This window comes from Streptomyces sp. NPDC049970 (assembly GCF_040660235.1).
GTDB lineage: Bacteria > Actinomycetota > Actinomycetes > Streptomycetales > Streptomycetaceae > Streptomyces.
The window spans coordinates 148,222-162,560 of record NZ_JBFALP010000016.1; the positions used below are offsets into that span (position 1 = coordinate 148,222).

At 70.5% G+C, this 14,339-nt stretch carries 11 protein-coding genes; 9 read left to right on the forward strand and 2 right to left on the reverse strand.

Annotation, left to right across the window (positions count from 1 at the left end; genetic code table 11):
• The first annotated feature begins 19 nt into the window (after window positions 1–19).
• From AB0I83_RS24925 to AB0I83_RS24960, 8 genes are all read left to right on the forward strand, one after another.
• Entirely contained in the window at window positions 20–2,581 is a 2,562-nt protein-coding gene (locus AB0I83_RS24925; RefSeq protein ID WP_363306212.1) for a polysaccharide lyase family 8 super-sandwich domain-containing protein, read from the forward strand.
• A 116-nt stretch (window positions 2,582–2,697) separates the two neighbouring features.
• Entirely contained in the window at window positions 2,698–3,597 is a 900-nt protein-coding gene (locus tag AB0I83_RS24930) for an aldo/keto reductase (protein ID WP_363306195.1), read from the forward strand.
• Between the two features lie 596 nt (window positions 3,598–4,193).
• On the forward strand, window positions 4,194–4,502 hold the full coding sequence (locus AB0I83_RS24935) for a hypothetical protein (protein WP_014047394.1): 309 nt from the start codon (window positions 4,194–4,196) through the stop codon (window positions 4,500–4,502).
• A gap of 197 nt (window positions 4,503–4,699) precedes the next feature.
• Window positions 4,700–5,572 (forward strand): hypothetical protein, encoded by an 873-nt coding sequence (locus AB0I83_RS24940; RefSeq protein WP_363306196.1) that lies wholly within the window; start codon window positions 4,700–4,702, stop codon window positions 5,570–5,572.
• The gene (locus AB0I83_RS24945) at window positions 5,562–6,899 is read left to right on the forward strand and encodes a hypothetical protein (protein WP_363306197.1); all 1,338 of its coding nucleotides are present in this window, start codon (window positions 5,562–5,564) and stop codon (window positions 6,897–6,899) included. The genes AB0I83_RS24940 and AB0I83_RS24945 overlap by 11 nt, the downstream gene beginning before the upstream one ends.
• Window positions 6,896–8,446, forward strand: a complete 1,551-nt coding sequence (locus tag AB0I83_RS24950) for an SCO6880 family protein (protein ID WP_356537517.1) — start codon at window positions 6,896–6,898, stop codon at window positions 8,444–8,446. Before AB0I83_RS24945 ends, AB0I83_RS24950 begins: the two co-directional genes overlap by 4 nt.
• An 18-nt stretch (window positions 8,447–8,464) precedes the next feature.
• Window positions 8,465–9,883 carry an ATP-binding protein gene (locus AB0I83_RS24955; protein ID WP_356537515.1) on the forward strand — a complete coding sequence of 473 codons (1,419 nt, stop codon included), beginning with the start codon at window positions 8,465–8,467 and terminating at the stop codon, window positions 9,881–9,883.
• 1 nt (window position 9,884) lies between these two features.
• A complete protein-coding gene (locus AB0I83_RS24960; RefSeq protein ID WP_363306198.1) occupies window positions 9,885–11,414 on the forward strand; it encodes a type IV secretory system conjugative DNA transfer family protein in 1,530 nt (509 codons plus the stop codon).
• Window positions 11,415–11,512: 98 nt separating this feature from the next.
• On the opposite strand, the gene AB0I83_RS24965 is transcribed toward AB0I83_RS24960, so the two are convergent.
• Window positions 11,513–12,406 (reverse strand): LysR family transcriptional regulator, encoded by an 894-nt coding sequence (locus AB0I83_RS24965; protein ID WP_363306199.1) that lies wholly within the window; start codon window positions 12,404–12,406, stop codon window positions 11,513–11,515.
• Between the two features lie 70 nt (window positions 12,407–12,476).
• Here AB0I83_RS24965 and AB0I83_RS24970 point away from each other — a divergent pair, with 70 nt between their 5' ends.
• Window positions 12,477–13,436, forward strand: a complete 960-nt coding sequence (locus AB0I83_RS24970) for an EamA family transporter (protein WP_363306200.1) — start codon at window positions 12,477–12,479, stop codon at window positions 13,434–13,436.
• Between the two features lie 49 nt (window positions 13,437–13,485).
• Here AB0I83_RS24970 and AB0I83_RS24975 read toward each other — a convergent pair whose 3' ends face one another.
• On the reverse strand, window positions 13,486–14,082 hold the full coding sequence (locus AB0I83_RS24975) for a GNAT family N-acetyltransferase (RefSeq protein ID WP_363306201.1): 597 nt from the start codon (window positions 14,080–14,082) through the stop codon (window positions 13,486–13,488).
• Window positions 14,083–14,339 lie beyond the last annotated feature (257 nt).

The following is a 14,339-nucleotide window of genomic DNA, read 5'->3' on the forward strand; positions in this document are numbered from 1 at the left end:
CGGACCCTGGAGCGCAATGGTGGAGCTCTCGCGTCGTTCCGCACTGTCGTTGATCCCGGCGGTCACGCTGTCGACGGTCGCGCAGGCCCCGCCCGCCCGGGCCGCCAACGGGGTTGAGGCCCCTTCGGACGGAGAGTCGGGACCGGCCGTCGTCCTCGACAACACCGCCGCGGTCTTCGCGGGGACCGCCGAATCCAACGCCCGTCCCGAGGTCGCCCCCAAGATCGCGTCCCTGCGGGCGACGGCGTACGCCCGAATCGCCGCCATGGAGGCCGCCGGGTCCGGGGAGCTCTTCGAGGGCCTGCCGCTCGGTACCAGCGACACCGCCCTGAACACGACGTACCAGTACCTCTACGAGATCGCCCTCGCCACCTGCCTCCCCGGCACCGACGCCTCGGACCTGCGGAACAACCAGGTCCTGCGGGGTCAGGTCGTGGACGGAGTGGCCAGGCTCCACGACGAGTACTTCGACGACCAGGCGAAGGGGTACTACGGCAACTGGTTCAACTGGGAGATCGGCATCCCGGGCCACGTGAGCAGGACCCTCGTCCTCCTGCGCGACGAACTCGCCCGCCTGCGACCGGACCTCACCGCGACGTACGTCGCCTCGATGGACGCCTACCTGCGCAGCGGCAAGGACGGGGACGTCGACCTCGACTCCCGCTTCCACACCGGTGCCAACCTCGCCGACATCACGACTAACCGGATCCTCCAGGGAGCCGTTCTCGGCGACGACGACCGGATCCGGAAGGCGGTCGCCGACCAGTTGACCGTCCTCGCCACGATCGACCCCTACGACCTCCGGCACGGGGTCACCGACGGCTTCTACGCCGACGGTTCGTTCGTCCAGCACGGCTCGGTCGCGTACACCGGTTCGTACGGCAAGGGCCTGCTCACCCGGATCGTCCAGACCCTGAAGCTCCTCGCCGGCACCGGCTACGTGGCGGCGGACGACCTGGTCGGCGTCGTCCGGACGTGGGTGGCGGACGGCTTCGCACCGCTGATCTTCGAAGGCTGGATGATGGAGATCGTCAAGGGGCGCGCGGTCTCGCGTCCCGGCACGGGCTACGCGGACGTCACCGGCGTCGTGGAGGCGGTCGTCGACCTCTCCGCCCATACGACCGGCGCCGACACCGAGGCGCTCCAGGGCTACGTCAAGCACGTACACCAGACCTCGAAGGCCGCTCCGGACCCGCTCTCCTTCGTCTCCCCCCTCAGCATCGCGCGGTACGCCGACATCCTGAACTCGGCGGCACCCGCGAAAGACCTGGGCCCCGCCGCCTCCCACACCGCGTACAACGCGATGGACCGGACCGTCCACCGCCGGCCCGGCTACGCCTTCGCTCTCGCGCGCAGTTCCGACCGGGTCAGCAAGTACGAGTACATGAGCGGCGAGAACCTGCTCCCCTGGTTCCAGGGCGACGGAGCCCACTACCTCTACCTCTCGGGCGCGGACCAGCGGCAGTCCTTCGGCGTCGACTACTTCACCGCCGTCCCGCCCCACCGCCTCGCGGGCGTCACCGCTCCCGTGGAGACGCGCCGGACCGTCCCCGAGCTCTACGGCACCCCCTGGTACGACAACCCGGAGCGCGGCTTCACGTCGTCCTCCGAGTCGCAGAACACCTACGTCTACTTCCCCCGCGGCAGCCACGCGTTCTCCGGCGGCGCCCGCCTCGGCGCCCACGGCGTCGCCGGACTCGTCCAGTCCGACGACGCCGCGTACGCCGCCCAGCAGGCCGGTGGACTCCCCGACGACTTCGTGGCCTACCGGGCGGCACGCGCCACCACCTCGTGGTTCATGCTCGACGACGAGATCGTCGTACTCAACGCGGGCGTGGCCGGCCTGTCGGGCCGCGCGGTGACCACCACCATCGACACCCGCATCGCCGACCCCGCTTCCCCCGTCACCCTCACCGGGGGCCTGCCCGACGGGACCCCCTGGCGCGGAAACGGAACCGCCCCGCCGGCCTGGCTGCGCTACGCCGACGCCGGGCAGGGAACGGCGGTCGGATACGTCCTCCTGTCCGGCCCGGCCCCGACCGCCTCCCTCGACACGGTCACCCGCAGCCGGCGACTCGTACGCGCCGCCAACCCCGACACCGCGGTGACGAAGCAGGTCTTCACGCTCTCCTACGACCTGGCCGCCGGAGAGCGCCCCGGCTCCATGGCACACGCCCTCGTCCCGCACGCCTCCGCGGCGCGGCTGGCGTCCTACCGCCACGGCCCGCTGACCGTGCAGGCCAACACCGTCCGCCTGCAGGCCGTCGCACACGCGGACCTGGGCATCCTCGCCGCCAACGCCTTCACCCCGGGCACGCACCACGTGAGGGGACTCTCCATCGACGGCCCCGCGTCGGTGATGGTGCGGCGGACTCCCGACGGCACGTACACGGTCGCGGTGTCCGACCCCACGACGACGCGGCGCACGGTACAGGTAACCCTCCACGGCCGACCGCTGCGAACCGTCTCCACCGACCCCGGGGTACGCGCCCGGCACGTACCCGGCGGCACCCGCCTCGACGTCACCACCCACCACGCCTACGGCCGCAGCTTCACCGCCGTACTGACGCGCGGGGCCTGAATCCGCCCGGCCGTCCGTGCTCGACCGACCCGCGTGACCACGGGGGTGACGGCCACGGACGGCAGAGCCGGTTGGCGGACCCGGTCGGCAGATGCCCGCAGTGGCAGAATCCGACGATGACCTCATCAGCGGAGAAGATCGACGCCTCCTCGGCAGGCACCTGGCGGCTCGGCGATCTGACGGTCAACCGGATCGGCTTCGGATCCATGCGGCTCACGCAGAACGGCGCTGCCTTCGCCGACGGCGCCCCCAGTGACCGGAAGCGAGCCATCGGCGTCCTGCGCGACGCCGTCGAACTCGGCGTCAACCACATCGACACCGCGGCCTTCTACTTCTCGGCGCTGCGATCCGCGAACGAGCTGATCAACAGCGCCCTGGCCCCGTACGCCGACGACCTGGTCATCACCACCAAGGTCGGCCCCGGCCGCGACCCCTCGGGCGCCTGGACCTGGGCCACCCCCGAGCAGCTGCGCGGCCAGGTCGAGGAGAACCTGCGCCAGCTCGGCCGCGACCACCTGGACGTGGTCAACCTGCGCCTCGCACCGAGCAGGGCGACCGCGCCGGTCGCCGAACACTTCGGCGCCCTGGCCGAACTCCGCGACGCGGGACTCATCCGCCACCTGGGCGTCTCCAACACCTCACGGGAGCAGCTCGCCGAAGCGCGGAGCATCGCGCCCGTCGTCTGCGTACAGAACGCGTACGGCATCGACTCACCGGCCGATGACCACACTCTCCTGCGCTTCTGTGGTGAGGAGGGCATCGCCTTCGTGCCGTTCTTCGCCATCGTCGGCAGCGGTCGCGAAGGCGGCGCCGGCGGAACCGAGAGGGAAGAGGTGCTCGCCGTCGCCCGCGCCCACGACGCGACGCCCGCGCAGGTGCGGCTGGCCTGGACACTCCACCAGGGACCGCACGTCCTGGCCATCCCCGGTACGGGCAACCCGGATCACCTCGTCGAGAACATCGCCGCCGGCGCCCTGCGGCTCACCTCGGACGACTTGGCGCTCCTCGCGCCGTGACCGGCCGGAGCCATCGCCGGAACCTCCGCCGGAACTTCCGCCGGAGCCTCTTCATCTTCATCGGTGGCCGTCCGCGCTTCTCCGCACCCGTACACCTGGTCGAACGCACGGGTGGTGGCCAACCGGCGATGGAAGGACGAGCGGTCGTTCGCAGAGAGGACCGGCCTCGCCGCCGACCGGGGGACGGACGAGGCAGCCGCCATCCCGGCCACCTCCCCGCACGGTCCCCTCACCGCACGCCCTCTTCCCCGCAGGACAGCTGACGACGCATCGGCCGGAAGCCACCGGCGCGGGCAGAGCTCTCGAACAGCGCGTACGCACGCCTCGCATCCCGTGAACGCATCAACCGCATCCGGAACCCATGGCCACCGTCGTTGCTAGCGGTCACAGCGCGTGATACACAGAGTAACCATGCATATGCGTGCAGATGCCGACACGAGCCGCAGGTCAGGGCGGCTCCTCCGGTCAAACGTGCGAGATTCGGGTAAAGAGACCCCGGAAGGCGTCGTGCGATGCCGGTTTCATCAGCGAAGATAGAGACCGACCCGTGTCGCACGGCGCGGGCTGCGAACTACCCAACAGGGGCGGTGACTTACATGATCCTGGCAGCGGAAAAGGGCGACATCACCACCATCATCGGCGGAATCGCCCCGAACTGGGGGCCGTTCGGGACCCTGGGCAACGAGGCACGCATCATGATCGAGGTGGTGATGGCGGTCGCCATCCTGCTCTGCCTCGGCATCGCGATCTGGGGTGCGGCGAAACAGCGCATCGGCGCCACGGCGCTGCGCGACACCTTCAGCGCGGAACAGGGCAAGGGCCTGATCGTGGCGGGCCTGACCGGCGTCTTCATCATCGGCTCGCTCGGCACGCTGTTCACCATCGTGTACGGGATGGCCGTCTGACCCGAGGCTGCCTGACCTACCGTCAGCGCAACACCGTGCCCGGGTCCACCGGCACGCCCCACACCATCCGTCCGTCGTGCCCACCGGCAGAGGTTGCGTCCCCTGATGTCGAGTCACCACACAGCTCCCACGAGGAATCCAGCACCGCTACCGTCGTACTACGCGGAAGTGCACACGGCTGAGGGGGCGTACGCGGCATGAGCCAGGGCGATGAGCGCGGTTACGGCGACAACGATCCGGGCGGCCGTTCGGACGATGCGTACAGCACCCTGGGCGGGACGCGCCAGACACGCACGCGCATGCCCAGAGGCACCGACGAAGGCGAGGGCTACGGGCGACGCCCTGCCCGGAACTCCCGTTCGCTGGTCATGATCGTGGGCGTGGTGGTGCTGCTGATCGCGGCAATCGCGTTCGCGAACCAGGGTGGGGGAGACGCCTCGGGCGACGCCGGCGAGAAGAAGCCGGACGCCGCTGGTGCGGGACCCACGGCCGCGACGGGGACCAAGCCGGTCGAGGGCAAGAACGGCACGATCGCCTCGGGCTTCGCGCATGACCAGCAGGGGGCGCAGAGCGCTGCGGCGAACTATGCGGTGGCGCTGGGGTCTGCGGAGATGTTCGACAAGAACCTTCGCCGCGCAATCACCGCAGCCGTGTACGCCCCTGAAGTGGCTGCCGCACGGCAGGACGATCTAGACGCGGTCTACTCCGGCGACGCATTCCTGACGAGTATCGGACTGAATCCTGACGGAACCGCCCCAACGGGGCTCACCTTCATCTCTCGGTCCAACCCGGTGGGATCCAAGGTGGAAAAGTTCGGCGGGGACTCGGCAAGCATTGCTGTCTGGTACTCGGCCCTGTTCGGCCTGGCAGGCGAAGGTTCCAAAAATCCGGTGTCGGAAAGCTGGTACACGAACACCTTCGAGCTGAGATGGACCAACGGGGACTGGAAGGTCACCGATTTCACGCAGAAGGACGGACCCACCCCGGTAGGCCGTGACCAGGCGGCCTCTCCCGCTGAGGAGATGGCGAATGCCGTTGAGCAGTTCGGAGGGTTTACTTATGCCCGGTAAGCGATCCCGCCGAGCACTCTCGCTGACAGCCGTGGTGAGCAGCGTGCAGGTCGCTGCTCTGCTCTTCGCGACTCGCGCGACAGCAGACCCCACGCCAACGCCCACACCGAGCGGCAGCAACGAAGCCTGCGACTTGATTCGTGGTCCTGCCAAGGACTACTGCCAAGGCGGAGGCAGCGCCCCCCGCCGCGCCCCCTCCGTAACCGACGACGCCCTCGACCCCCTCTCCTCCCTCGCCCGCGGCTGCGCCGACGCCGCCGCCTACCTCGTGGGCAAGCTCAGCGAGGCCGTGGAGAGCACCGCGACCGTCGACTTCACCAACTCCACCTTCCGTACCCAGTACGCCGTGGTCTTCGCGGCCTCCACCATCCTCACCCTCGTCCTGTGGCTCTTCGCCGTGGCCAAGCGCGCCATCAGAGGCGTGCCGTTCACCACCGCGATCTCCGAGGCCGTCGGGTTCCTCTGGCTGACCGTCCTGGCCTCCGCCTTCACCCCGCTCATCCTGTACGTGGTGGTCTCGGCCACCGACGGCGTCACAGAGGTCATCTCGACGGCGACCGGTGGGCAGACCGACGTCTTCTTCGGTTCGTTCGCCGAGGCGCTCAAGAAGGGCAAGGACATCGGGGGCGGGCCGATCATGCTGATCGTCGTCTCGCTCGTCTCGATCCTCGCCGCCGGAATCCTGTGGCTCGAGCTCGTGATCCGGGCCGCCCTGCTCTACGTGGGCGCCCTGCTGGGTGTCGTCGTGTACTCCGGGCTCGTCGACAAGAACATGTGGGGCCACGTCCGCCGCTGGGCGGGAATCATGATCGCGGTGATCATGGTGAAGCCGGTCATCGTCATCGTGCTCGGCCTCGCCGGCGCGCTCTCCGCCGACGACGGGCCCAACGCGTTCTCGGCCGTCGTGTCCGGGCTCGCCATCATCCTGCTGGCCATCTTCGCCTCCGCCATGATCTACCGCTTCGTACCCGGCTTCGGCGACGAGATCCAGGGCGCCCGCACCAACCGCAAGCAGGCCACCGACGGCTCCCAGGCCGCCGCCATGATCAGTTCGCCGGCCGCGCTCGTCTCACAGGGCATCAAGACCCACAGCGGCCGCGGCGGCGGTGAGGGCGGTGGCGGTGGCGGCGGCGCACGGCCCGCCAACCCGGTCAGCGGCGGAGTCGCCGCCCACAGCTCCCGTAACCAGGGCGGCGGAGGCGGCGGTGCCACACCCGCGCCCCGCAGCGCGTCCGGGCCCACCTCCGGCACCCCCCACGGCAGCCGTCCCTCGCGGGGCGGTTCAGGCAGCACAGGTAACACGAGCTCAGGAGGTGGAGGGCGTTGACGATCCAGTCACACACGATCGCGCCCCGCCGCACGTATCTCATCGGCCGCGCCCGGCCGAACGCGATCGTCGGCAAGAACCGCGAGACGGGCGAGATCGCCCTGATCATCGCCGGGGCGTTCTTCGGCATGATGAGCGGACTCCTGGTCCCCGCCCTGTCCCTGCGGATCGTGTCCCTCGTGGGCTTCCCCATGCTGGCCCTGGCCGTCGTGTACGTCCCCTACAAGGGCCGCACCTTCTACAAGTGGTTCGAGATCAACCGAAGCTTCAAGCGCACCCTGCGCCGCGGCACCGCCTACCGCTCCTCGGCCATGGAGGCTGGGGTGAGCGCGGACGGGCGCGAGGTGGAGATCGGGCCGCCTCCCGGCATCGGCCGGATCAGCTGGCTCGCCGCACCGTTCGGGCCCGACGAGATCGCCGTACTGCTGCACGCGGACCGGCGTACGGTCACCGCCGCCATCGAGATCGAGGGCCCCGGTGTCGGGCTCCGCGACAGCGAGGACCAGGAGGCCCTGGTCGACCGCTTCGGCACCCTGCTCAAGCACGTCGCCAACGGCGACGGATACGTGACGCGCCTTCAGATCCTCGCGCGCACGCTCCCCGCCGACCCCGACGCACACGCCAAGGACGTCGCCCAGCGCGGCGACAGGTCCGCGCCCGGCTGGCTCCAGGAGTCGTACGACCAGCTCCAGTCGATGGTCTCCACCTCCAGCGAGCAGCACCGCGCCTACCTGGTGGCCTGCATGCACTACAGCCGCGACCTGGCTGCCGAGGCCAACGCCATGGCACGCGCGATCCGCCCCAAGGGCGGCCGCAAGGTCGACCGCGACGCGGGGCTCGCCGTCGTCATGGCACGCGAACTGACCGACATCTGCGCCCGGCTCGCCGAGGCCGACATCCGGGTACGCCAGCCGCTCGGCCAGAGCCGGCTGGCCTCCCTGGTGCACTCGATGTACGACCCGGACCACCCCATCGACCACATCCAGGCGATGACGAAGCGCAACGCCTGGCCGGCCGAACTGGACGCCGTCGAGGCGACGTTCCTCCAGGCCAAGACCCGTGAGTCGAGGACACGCGCCCCCTGGTGCCACTCCACGGCCTGGGTGAAGGAATGGCCGATGACCCCGGTCGGCGTGAACTTCCTGGCGCCCCTCCTCGTCCACACCCCCGACGTCATCCGCACGGTCGCCGTCTGCATGGACCTCGAACCGACCGAGGTCGCCATCGAACGGATGCTGACGGAGAAGACCAACGACGACGCCGAGGCGAGCCGCCAGGCCAAGATGAACCGTACGGTCGACCCGCGCGACATCGCCGCACACGGCCGACTCGACCAGCGGGGTGAAGATCTGGCGAGCGGCGCGGCCGGCGTGAACCTGGTGGGGTACATCACCGTGTCGTCCCGGTCCCCCGAGGCCCTCGCCCGCGACAAGCGGACGATCCGGGCCTCGGCCGGCAAGTCGTATCTGAAGCTCGAGTGGTGCGACCGCGAACACCACCGCGCCTTTGTGAACACCTTGCCGTTCGCCACCGGCATCCGTCGCTAACGAGAGGGCAGTCACGCCATGCGAGATCCGCTGTCCGCGATGTCGGATGCCTTCACCGCCTTCCTCTTCGGGAAGGTGGAGACGACCCGCCTGCCGGTGCGCACGTCCACGGGCCAGGCCCAGGCCGTCTACCTGCCGACGGCCGCACCCGGCCTCGGCGACTCCGGCGTGATCATCGGGCGCGAGGTCTATTCGGGCAAGGGCTACATCTACGACCCGTTCCAGCTGTACGGACAGCAGCTCCCCGCCCCGCACTGGCTGGTCCTCGGCGAGTCCGGCAACGGCAAGTCCGCACTGGAGAAGACGTACGTGCTGCGCCAGCTCCGCTTCCGCGACCGCCAGGTCGTCGTCCTCGACGCCCAGGGCGAGGACGGCGTCGGCGAGTGGAACCTGATCGCCGAGGAACTGGGCATCACGCCCATCCGGCTGGACCCGACGGCAGCGCTGAACGACGGGATCCGGCTCAATCCTCTCGACCCGTCGATCACCACGACGGGCCAGCTGGCCCTGTTGCGCACGATCATCGAGGTCGCCATGGGCCATGGCCTCGACGAGCGTTCCGGCTTCGCGCTCAAGGTCGCACACGCGTACGTCACCGACACCATCACCGAGCGCCAGCCGGTCCTGATGGACATCGTGGAGCAACTGCGGCACCCGGAACCCGAGTCGGCCGAGGCGATGAACGTCGACATAGACGACGTACGGGCCTGGGGGCTGGACGTCGCCCTCGTCCTCGACCGCCTCGTCGACGGTGACCTGCGCGGCATGTTCGACGGCCCGACCACGATCGGCATCGACCTCGACGCACCGCTGATCGTCTTCGACCTCTCGCACATCGACCGCAACTCCATCGCGATGCCGATCCTCATGGCGATCGTCGGCGTCTGGCTGGAACACACCTGGATCAGGCCCGACCGGAAGAAACGCATCTTCCTGGTCGAGGAGGCCTGGCACATCATCAACTCTCCTTTCGTGGCCCAGCTCTTCCAGCGCCTGCTGAAGTTCGGACGACGTCTCGGGCTGTCCTTCGTGGCCGTCGTCCACCACCTCAGCGACGTCGTCGACGGAGCCGCGGCGAAGGAAGCTGCCGCCATCCTGAAGATGGCCTCCACGCGCACCATCTACGCCCAGAAGGCCGACGAGGCCAGAGCGACGGGCAAGGTCATCGGTCTGCCCAGATGGGCCGTCGAGATCATCCCGACGCTGACCCCGGGCATCGCCGTATGGGACGTCAACGGCAACGTCCAGGTCGTAAAACACCTCATCACCGAGGCGGAACGACCCCTGGTCTTCACCGACCGGGCCATGACCGAGGGCTCCACGGCGGATCTGCTGCCCGAGGACGTACGGGCCGCGGAGCTGGAGGCGGAGCAGCGGGCGGCGCGCATCGAGAACCAGCAGCGGCTGAACGAGTCGTCCGAGTCGACGGTGGCGTGACGTGGCACGCCAGCCACCGTCCGGCACGGGGCGCGGCGACGGCCAGGGCGGTATCCCGGACGGCCTGCTGGTGGGTCTCCTGGCCTTCCTCTTCGGACTGACGGTCCTCGCCTGGACGGCCACGGGCCTCGCCGGGCTCTTCACCCACGGCGCCTGGCCGCACGCCGTCACCTTCGCGCGCACACCGCTGGCCCTGCGGGCCCTGGCCGGACAGCCGACGAACCTGCCGGGTGCCTGGCCCGACACCCCGGCAGCCGAACTCTCCGGATACGGCCTGTTCTGGGGTCTGTTCATCGGCGAGGTGATGGTCCTGCTGGTCCTGACCGTGTTCACGGCTGGTGTGGTGACCCGCTGGCGCCTGGTCCGGAAGCAGCGGAGCGCGACCTCGAAGACGTACGAAGCGGAACGGGAACCCGCGCCGGAAGACGTACGCCCAGGGCCCGCGGCCCGAGCCCCGCAGCAGGCCGCAGTACCCCCGCCGACGGCACCGGTCGAAGCGGCCCCGGTCGAGGCAGCGGCGGCGCCCACGCCCGCCGAAGCCCCCGCACCCGTCTCCGCCCACGCCCGGGGACTCGTACCCGGCCTACCCACACCCCGGACACCGCAGGTCATGTACGGCGCGTCGCCCGCCCGCCGCCCCGCCGTCGTCCAGGCCATCAGGGACGCGGACGGCCCCGCCCTGGTCGTGACCTCGGACCCCACCGTGTGGGCCGAGACGAAGGACGCCCGCAGCAAGCTGGGGCCCGTCCTCCTCTACGACCCGGGCCACCTCTGCGACACCCCGGCCAGACTCCACTGGTCCCCCGTCGCCGGGTGCGATGACCCCGGGACCGCGGACGCGCGGGCCGCCGCGCTCCTCGCGCCGGTCCGCCCCCGGGCCAGGACTGACGCCGCCGTCGCCGACACGGCCCAGACCCTCCTGCGCTGCTGGCTGCACGCCGCGGCCGTGGACGGCCGCCCCTTCCGCCAGGTCCACCGCTGGGCCTCCGGCGCGGGCGCCCAGGAACCGGTGCGCCTGCTCCGTACGCACCCGAAGGCGGCCTCCGGGCTCTCGGGGCTCCTGGAGTCGGCGCTCACCGCGTATCCCGAACGCCGGGAGATGGCGCAGGAACTGACCGTACGTGCGTTCGCGTCTCTCGCCTCGGTCCACATCCGCGAGGCGTGCACACCCAACCGAGCCGATGCGCTCGTACTGGAATCTTTTGTGCGCGAAGGGGGAACGCTCTATGTGGTCGGCGAACCCATCGAGGATCCCCGCCGAAACCCCGGTGCGATGCCCCTGCTCACCGCACTCGCCTCGCACGTGGTCGAGCACGGCCGCCGCATGGCCGCACGGTCAACCGACGGTCGGCTCGACCCACCAATGACGCTCGTCCTCGACGACGTAGCGGCGGTGGCCCCGCTTCCCCGGCTTCCGGAGCTGCTGTCAGCCGGCGAGGACCGGGGCATGCCTGCCCTGGTCCTGCTCCGCTCCGAGGAACAGGCCCGAGCCCGCTGGCAGGAAGCACTGCCCACCCCGGGAACCCGCTGACGCTCCCGCCGACGCGGTGCCCACCGAAACACCGGCTATCGCCCACCGCAGTCGGGCGAGCTAGTCAGGGCCCTGACAGAACTACCGCAGAAGGTCGTTCAGACACGCGGGGCGCCGTCGTACTCCCGGTAGAGGCCTGCGGCAAGGGCGATCGCGGTGTGGGTCGCGGGGTGGGTGGTGTGGGCGCGCCAGATGAGGTGTACGGGAATCGGCTCGGCGTCGCGGAGTGGACGGTAGACGATGCCGTCGCGGCGGTACTGGGCCGCGGTCGCCTGAGGGGTCAACCCGATGCAGCGGCCGGTGGCGATGGCCGCGAGCCAGTCGTCGATGTCGTGGGTGTACTCGACCTCCGGCCGGTCCTCCTCCGGCCACAGATCCAGGGCTGTGGTGCCCGTCCGGCGGTCGATGGCCAGCGTGCGTCCCGGGATCTCGGCGAGCCGGATACCACGGCGGCGGGCCCACGGATCGTCGGACGCGAGGGCGACGTACCGGGCCTCGTGGCCGATCCGTGCGTGGGACCAAGGCCGCAGGTCGACGGGGGCACGGATGACGGCGAGGTCGCACAGGCCTTCGGCGAGGCCGCCGGTGGGAGTGTTGTGGCGGATCAGGCGCAGCTCGGTGTCGGGGTGCTGCTCGTGCCAGCGGCGCTGGAACTCGGTGGTGTGCCGGCCGAAGGCCGACCAGGCGTGACCGATGTGCAGACGGGTACGCCCGGTGGCGGCTTCGCGGACGAGCTCGTCGGCGCCGGCGAGCAGGATGCGCGCACGGGCAAGCGTCTGCACGCCCGTGGCGGTGGGGGCGACGCTGCGGCTGGTGCGGTGCAGCAGCCGCACTCCGAGAAGGCCCTCCAGACCGGCGAGGGTGCGGGAGACGGCGGCCTGGGAGACCCCGAGTTCGTGGGCGGCGTCGGTGAAACTGCCGGTGTCCATGATGGCGACCAGACACCGCAGGTGCTTCAGCTCGAGCGCTGCGGCCATGCTCGTCTCATCCATACACTGAGCGTATAGGTGGGCGTGCGGATGCATTTTGCGTATACCCGCGCCTCTCCGATCGTGGGGAGGCATGAAGCTCGATTCCTCCCCTGCCGCACCGCCCGGCTCCACCGCGGCCGAGGGTGCCACCCCTTCACAGCGCATGGGACGCGGGGCCGGTGTGGCACTGATGCTGGGCAGTGGCCTGTCCAACCAGACAGGCGCCTCCATCGCGGCGCTGGCGTTCCCGGTACTCGGGCCCACCGGGGTGGTGGCGGTGCGCCAGTGGGTCGCCGCCGTCGCGCTCGCGGCCGTCGGCAGACCGCGGCTGCGGCACTTCACCGCGGCGCAGTGGCGCCCGGTGCTGGGGCTCGCGGTGGTGTTCGCGGCGATGAACCTGTCCCTGTACACGGCGATCGAGCGGATCGGGCTCGGACTGGCCGTCACGCTGGAGTTCCTCGGCCCGCTGGCCGTGGCCCTGGCCGGCTCCCGCCGCCGGACCGACCTGGGCGCAGCCTTGGCGGCCACGGGCGCGGTGGCCGTCCTCGCTCGCCCCACACCCTCCACCGACTACCCGGGCATCGGCCTGGCGCTGCTGGCCGCGGCGTGCTGGGCCTCCTACATCCTGCTCAACCGGACCGTCGGGGCCCGTCTGCCCGGCCTCCAGGGCTCGGCCGCCGCAGCGGCCGTCTCCGGCACCCTCTACCTGCCGGTCGGCGCGTGGGCGTTGTGGCACCACCCGCCCACACCCGCCGCGCTGGGCTGCGCACTGGCAGCCGGAGTGCTCTCCTCCACCGTGCCGTTCCTGGCCGACCTGCTGGCACTGCGCCGCATCCCGGCGCACTACTTCGGCGTGTTCATGAGCGTGAACCCGGTCTTCGCGGCCTTGGTCGGTCTCGCGGTCCTCGGACAGCGACTCGACACCCCCGCCTGGCTCGCCATCGCCGTGATCGTAGGTGCGAACACCCTCACGATCGCCACCACCGCGCACCGTCCCAGCGCGCACCGTCCCACCGGGAGCCCTCCCATCGGGAGCCCGGAATCGCCCTGACGGCCGGCCTGCACCGTTCCCGCCGCGTGCCTCCCGCGAGGTGGCGCGATCACGTCCGAGGTGATGCCGGGCCACTCACGGCCCTTCCGAGGCCGTTCCGGCGGCGGACCTCGAACTCCAGCTCCAGCGAATCCGGATCGCCCTCGATCAGCACGGTCCGTCCCGTCGGAACGAAACCGATCCGACGGTAGCTGGCCTCGGCGCGCGCGTTGGCCTCGTGTACGTGCAGCCGCACCCGCCGCACCGGCGGGGCACTCCGCGACCACGACCACTCGATCGCCTCCCGGAAGAGCGCGTCCACCACCCCGTGCCCCCGGTGCCCGGCCCGGACGAACACGCCCACCAGGTGGGTCTGGTCGAACGCGGGTGCCCTTCCGAACACCGGCTTCACGGAGGGGCCTTCCACGAGCACCGTCACCGTTCCCGCCCACCGGCCGTCCGGCGCCTCGGCGATGAACTGACGTACCAGCCGGCCCTCGGCGGCGTCCGCCGTCCGCCGCTGCCAGAACTCGTCCGGCCTGGACGCCGCGTGCTCGTACGTCTCCAGAAAGGCGATCGGCGCCACCGGATCCCGCAGCGCCGTCAGGCGGATCTCCCTGACCGACTCCCACTCCCAGGCCCGCACAGCGCGAATGACGTATTCCATCCGCCGATGGTGCCCCGCGGTTCCTGTCCGGGCAAACGAGATTGGACACGCTCTCAGCAGTCCAGCGACAGAGCCGTTCTTGGCATGCTGGACGGATGCCTCGAAGGCCGGCCCGCCCGCGTTTTCGGTGGCCAGCGCCTGGTTCAGGCCGGCTAAGAGCCCCGAGAAATGGGTCCGGAACGCAGAAAAGCCCCGTGCCACAAGGGCACGGGGCTTTCCCGGAATAATTGTTCGGCGGCGTCCTACTCTCCCACAGG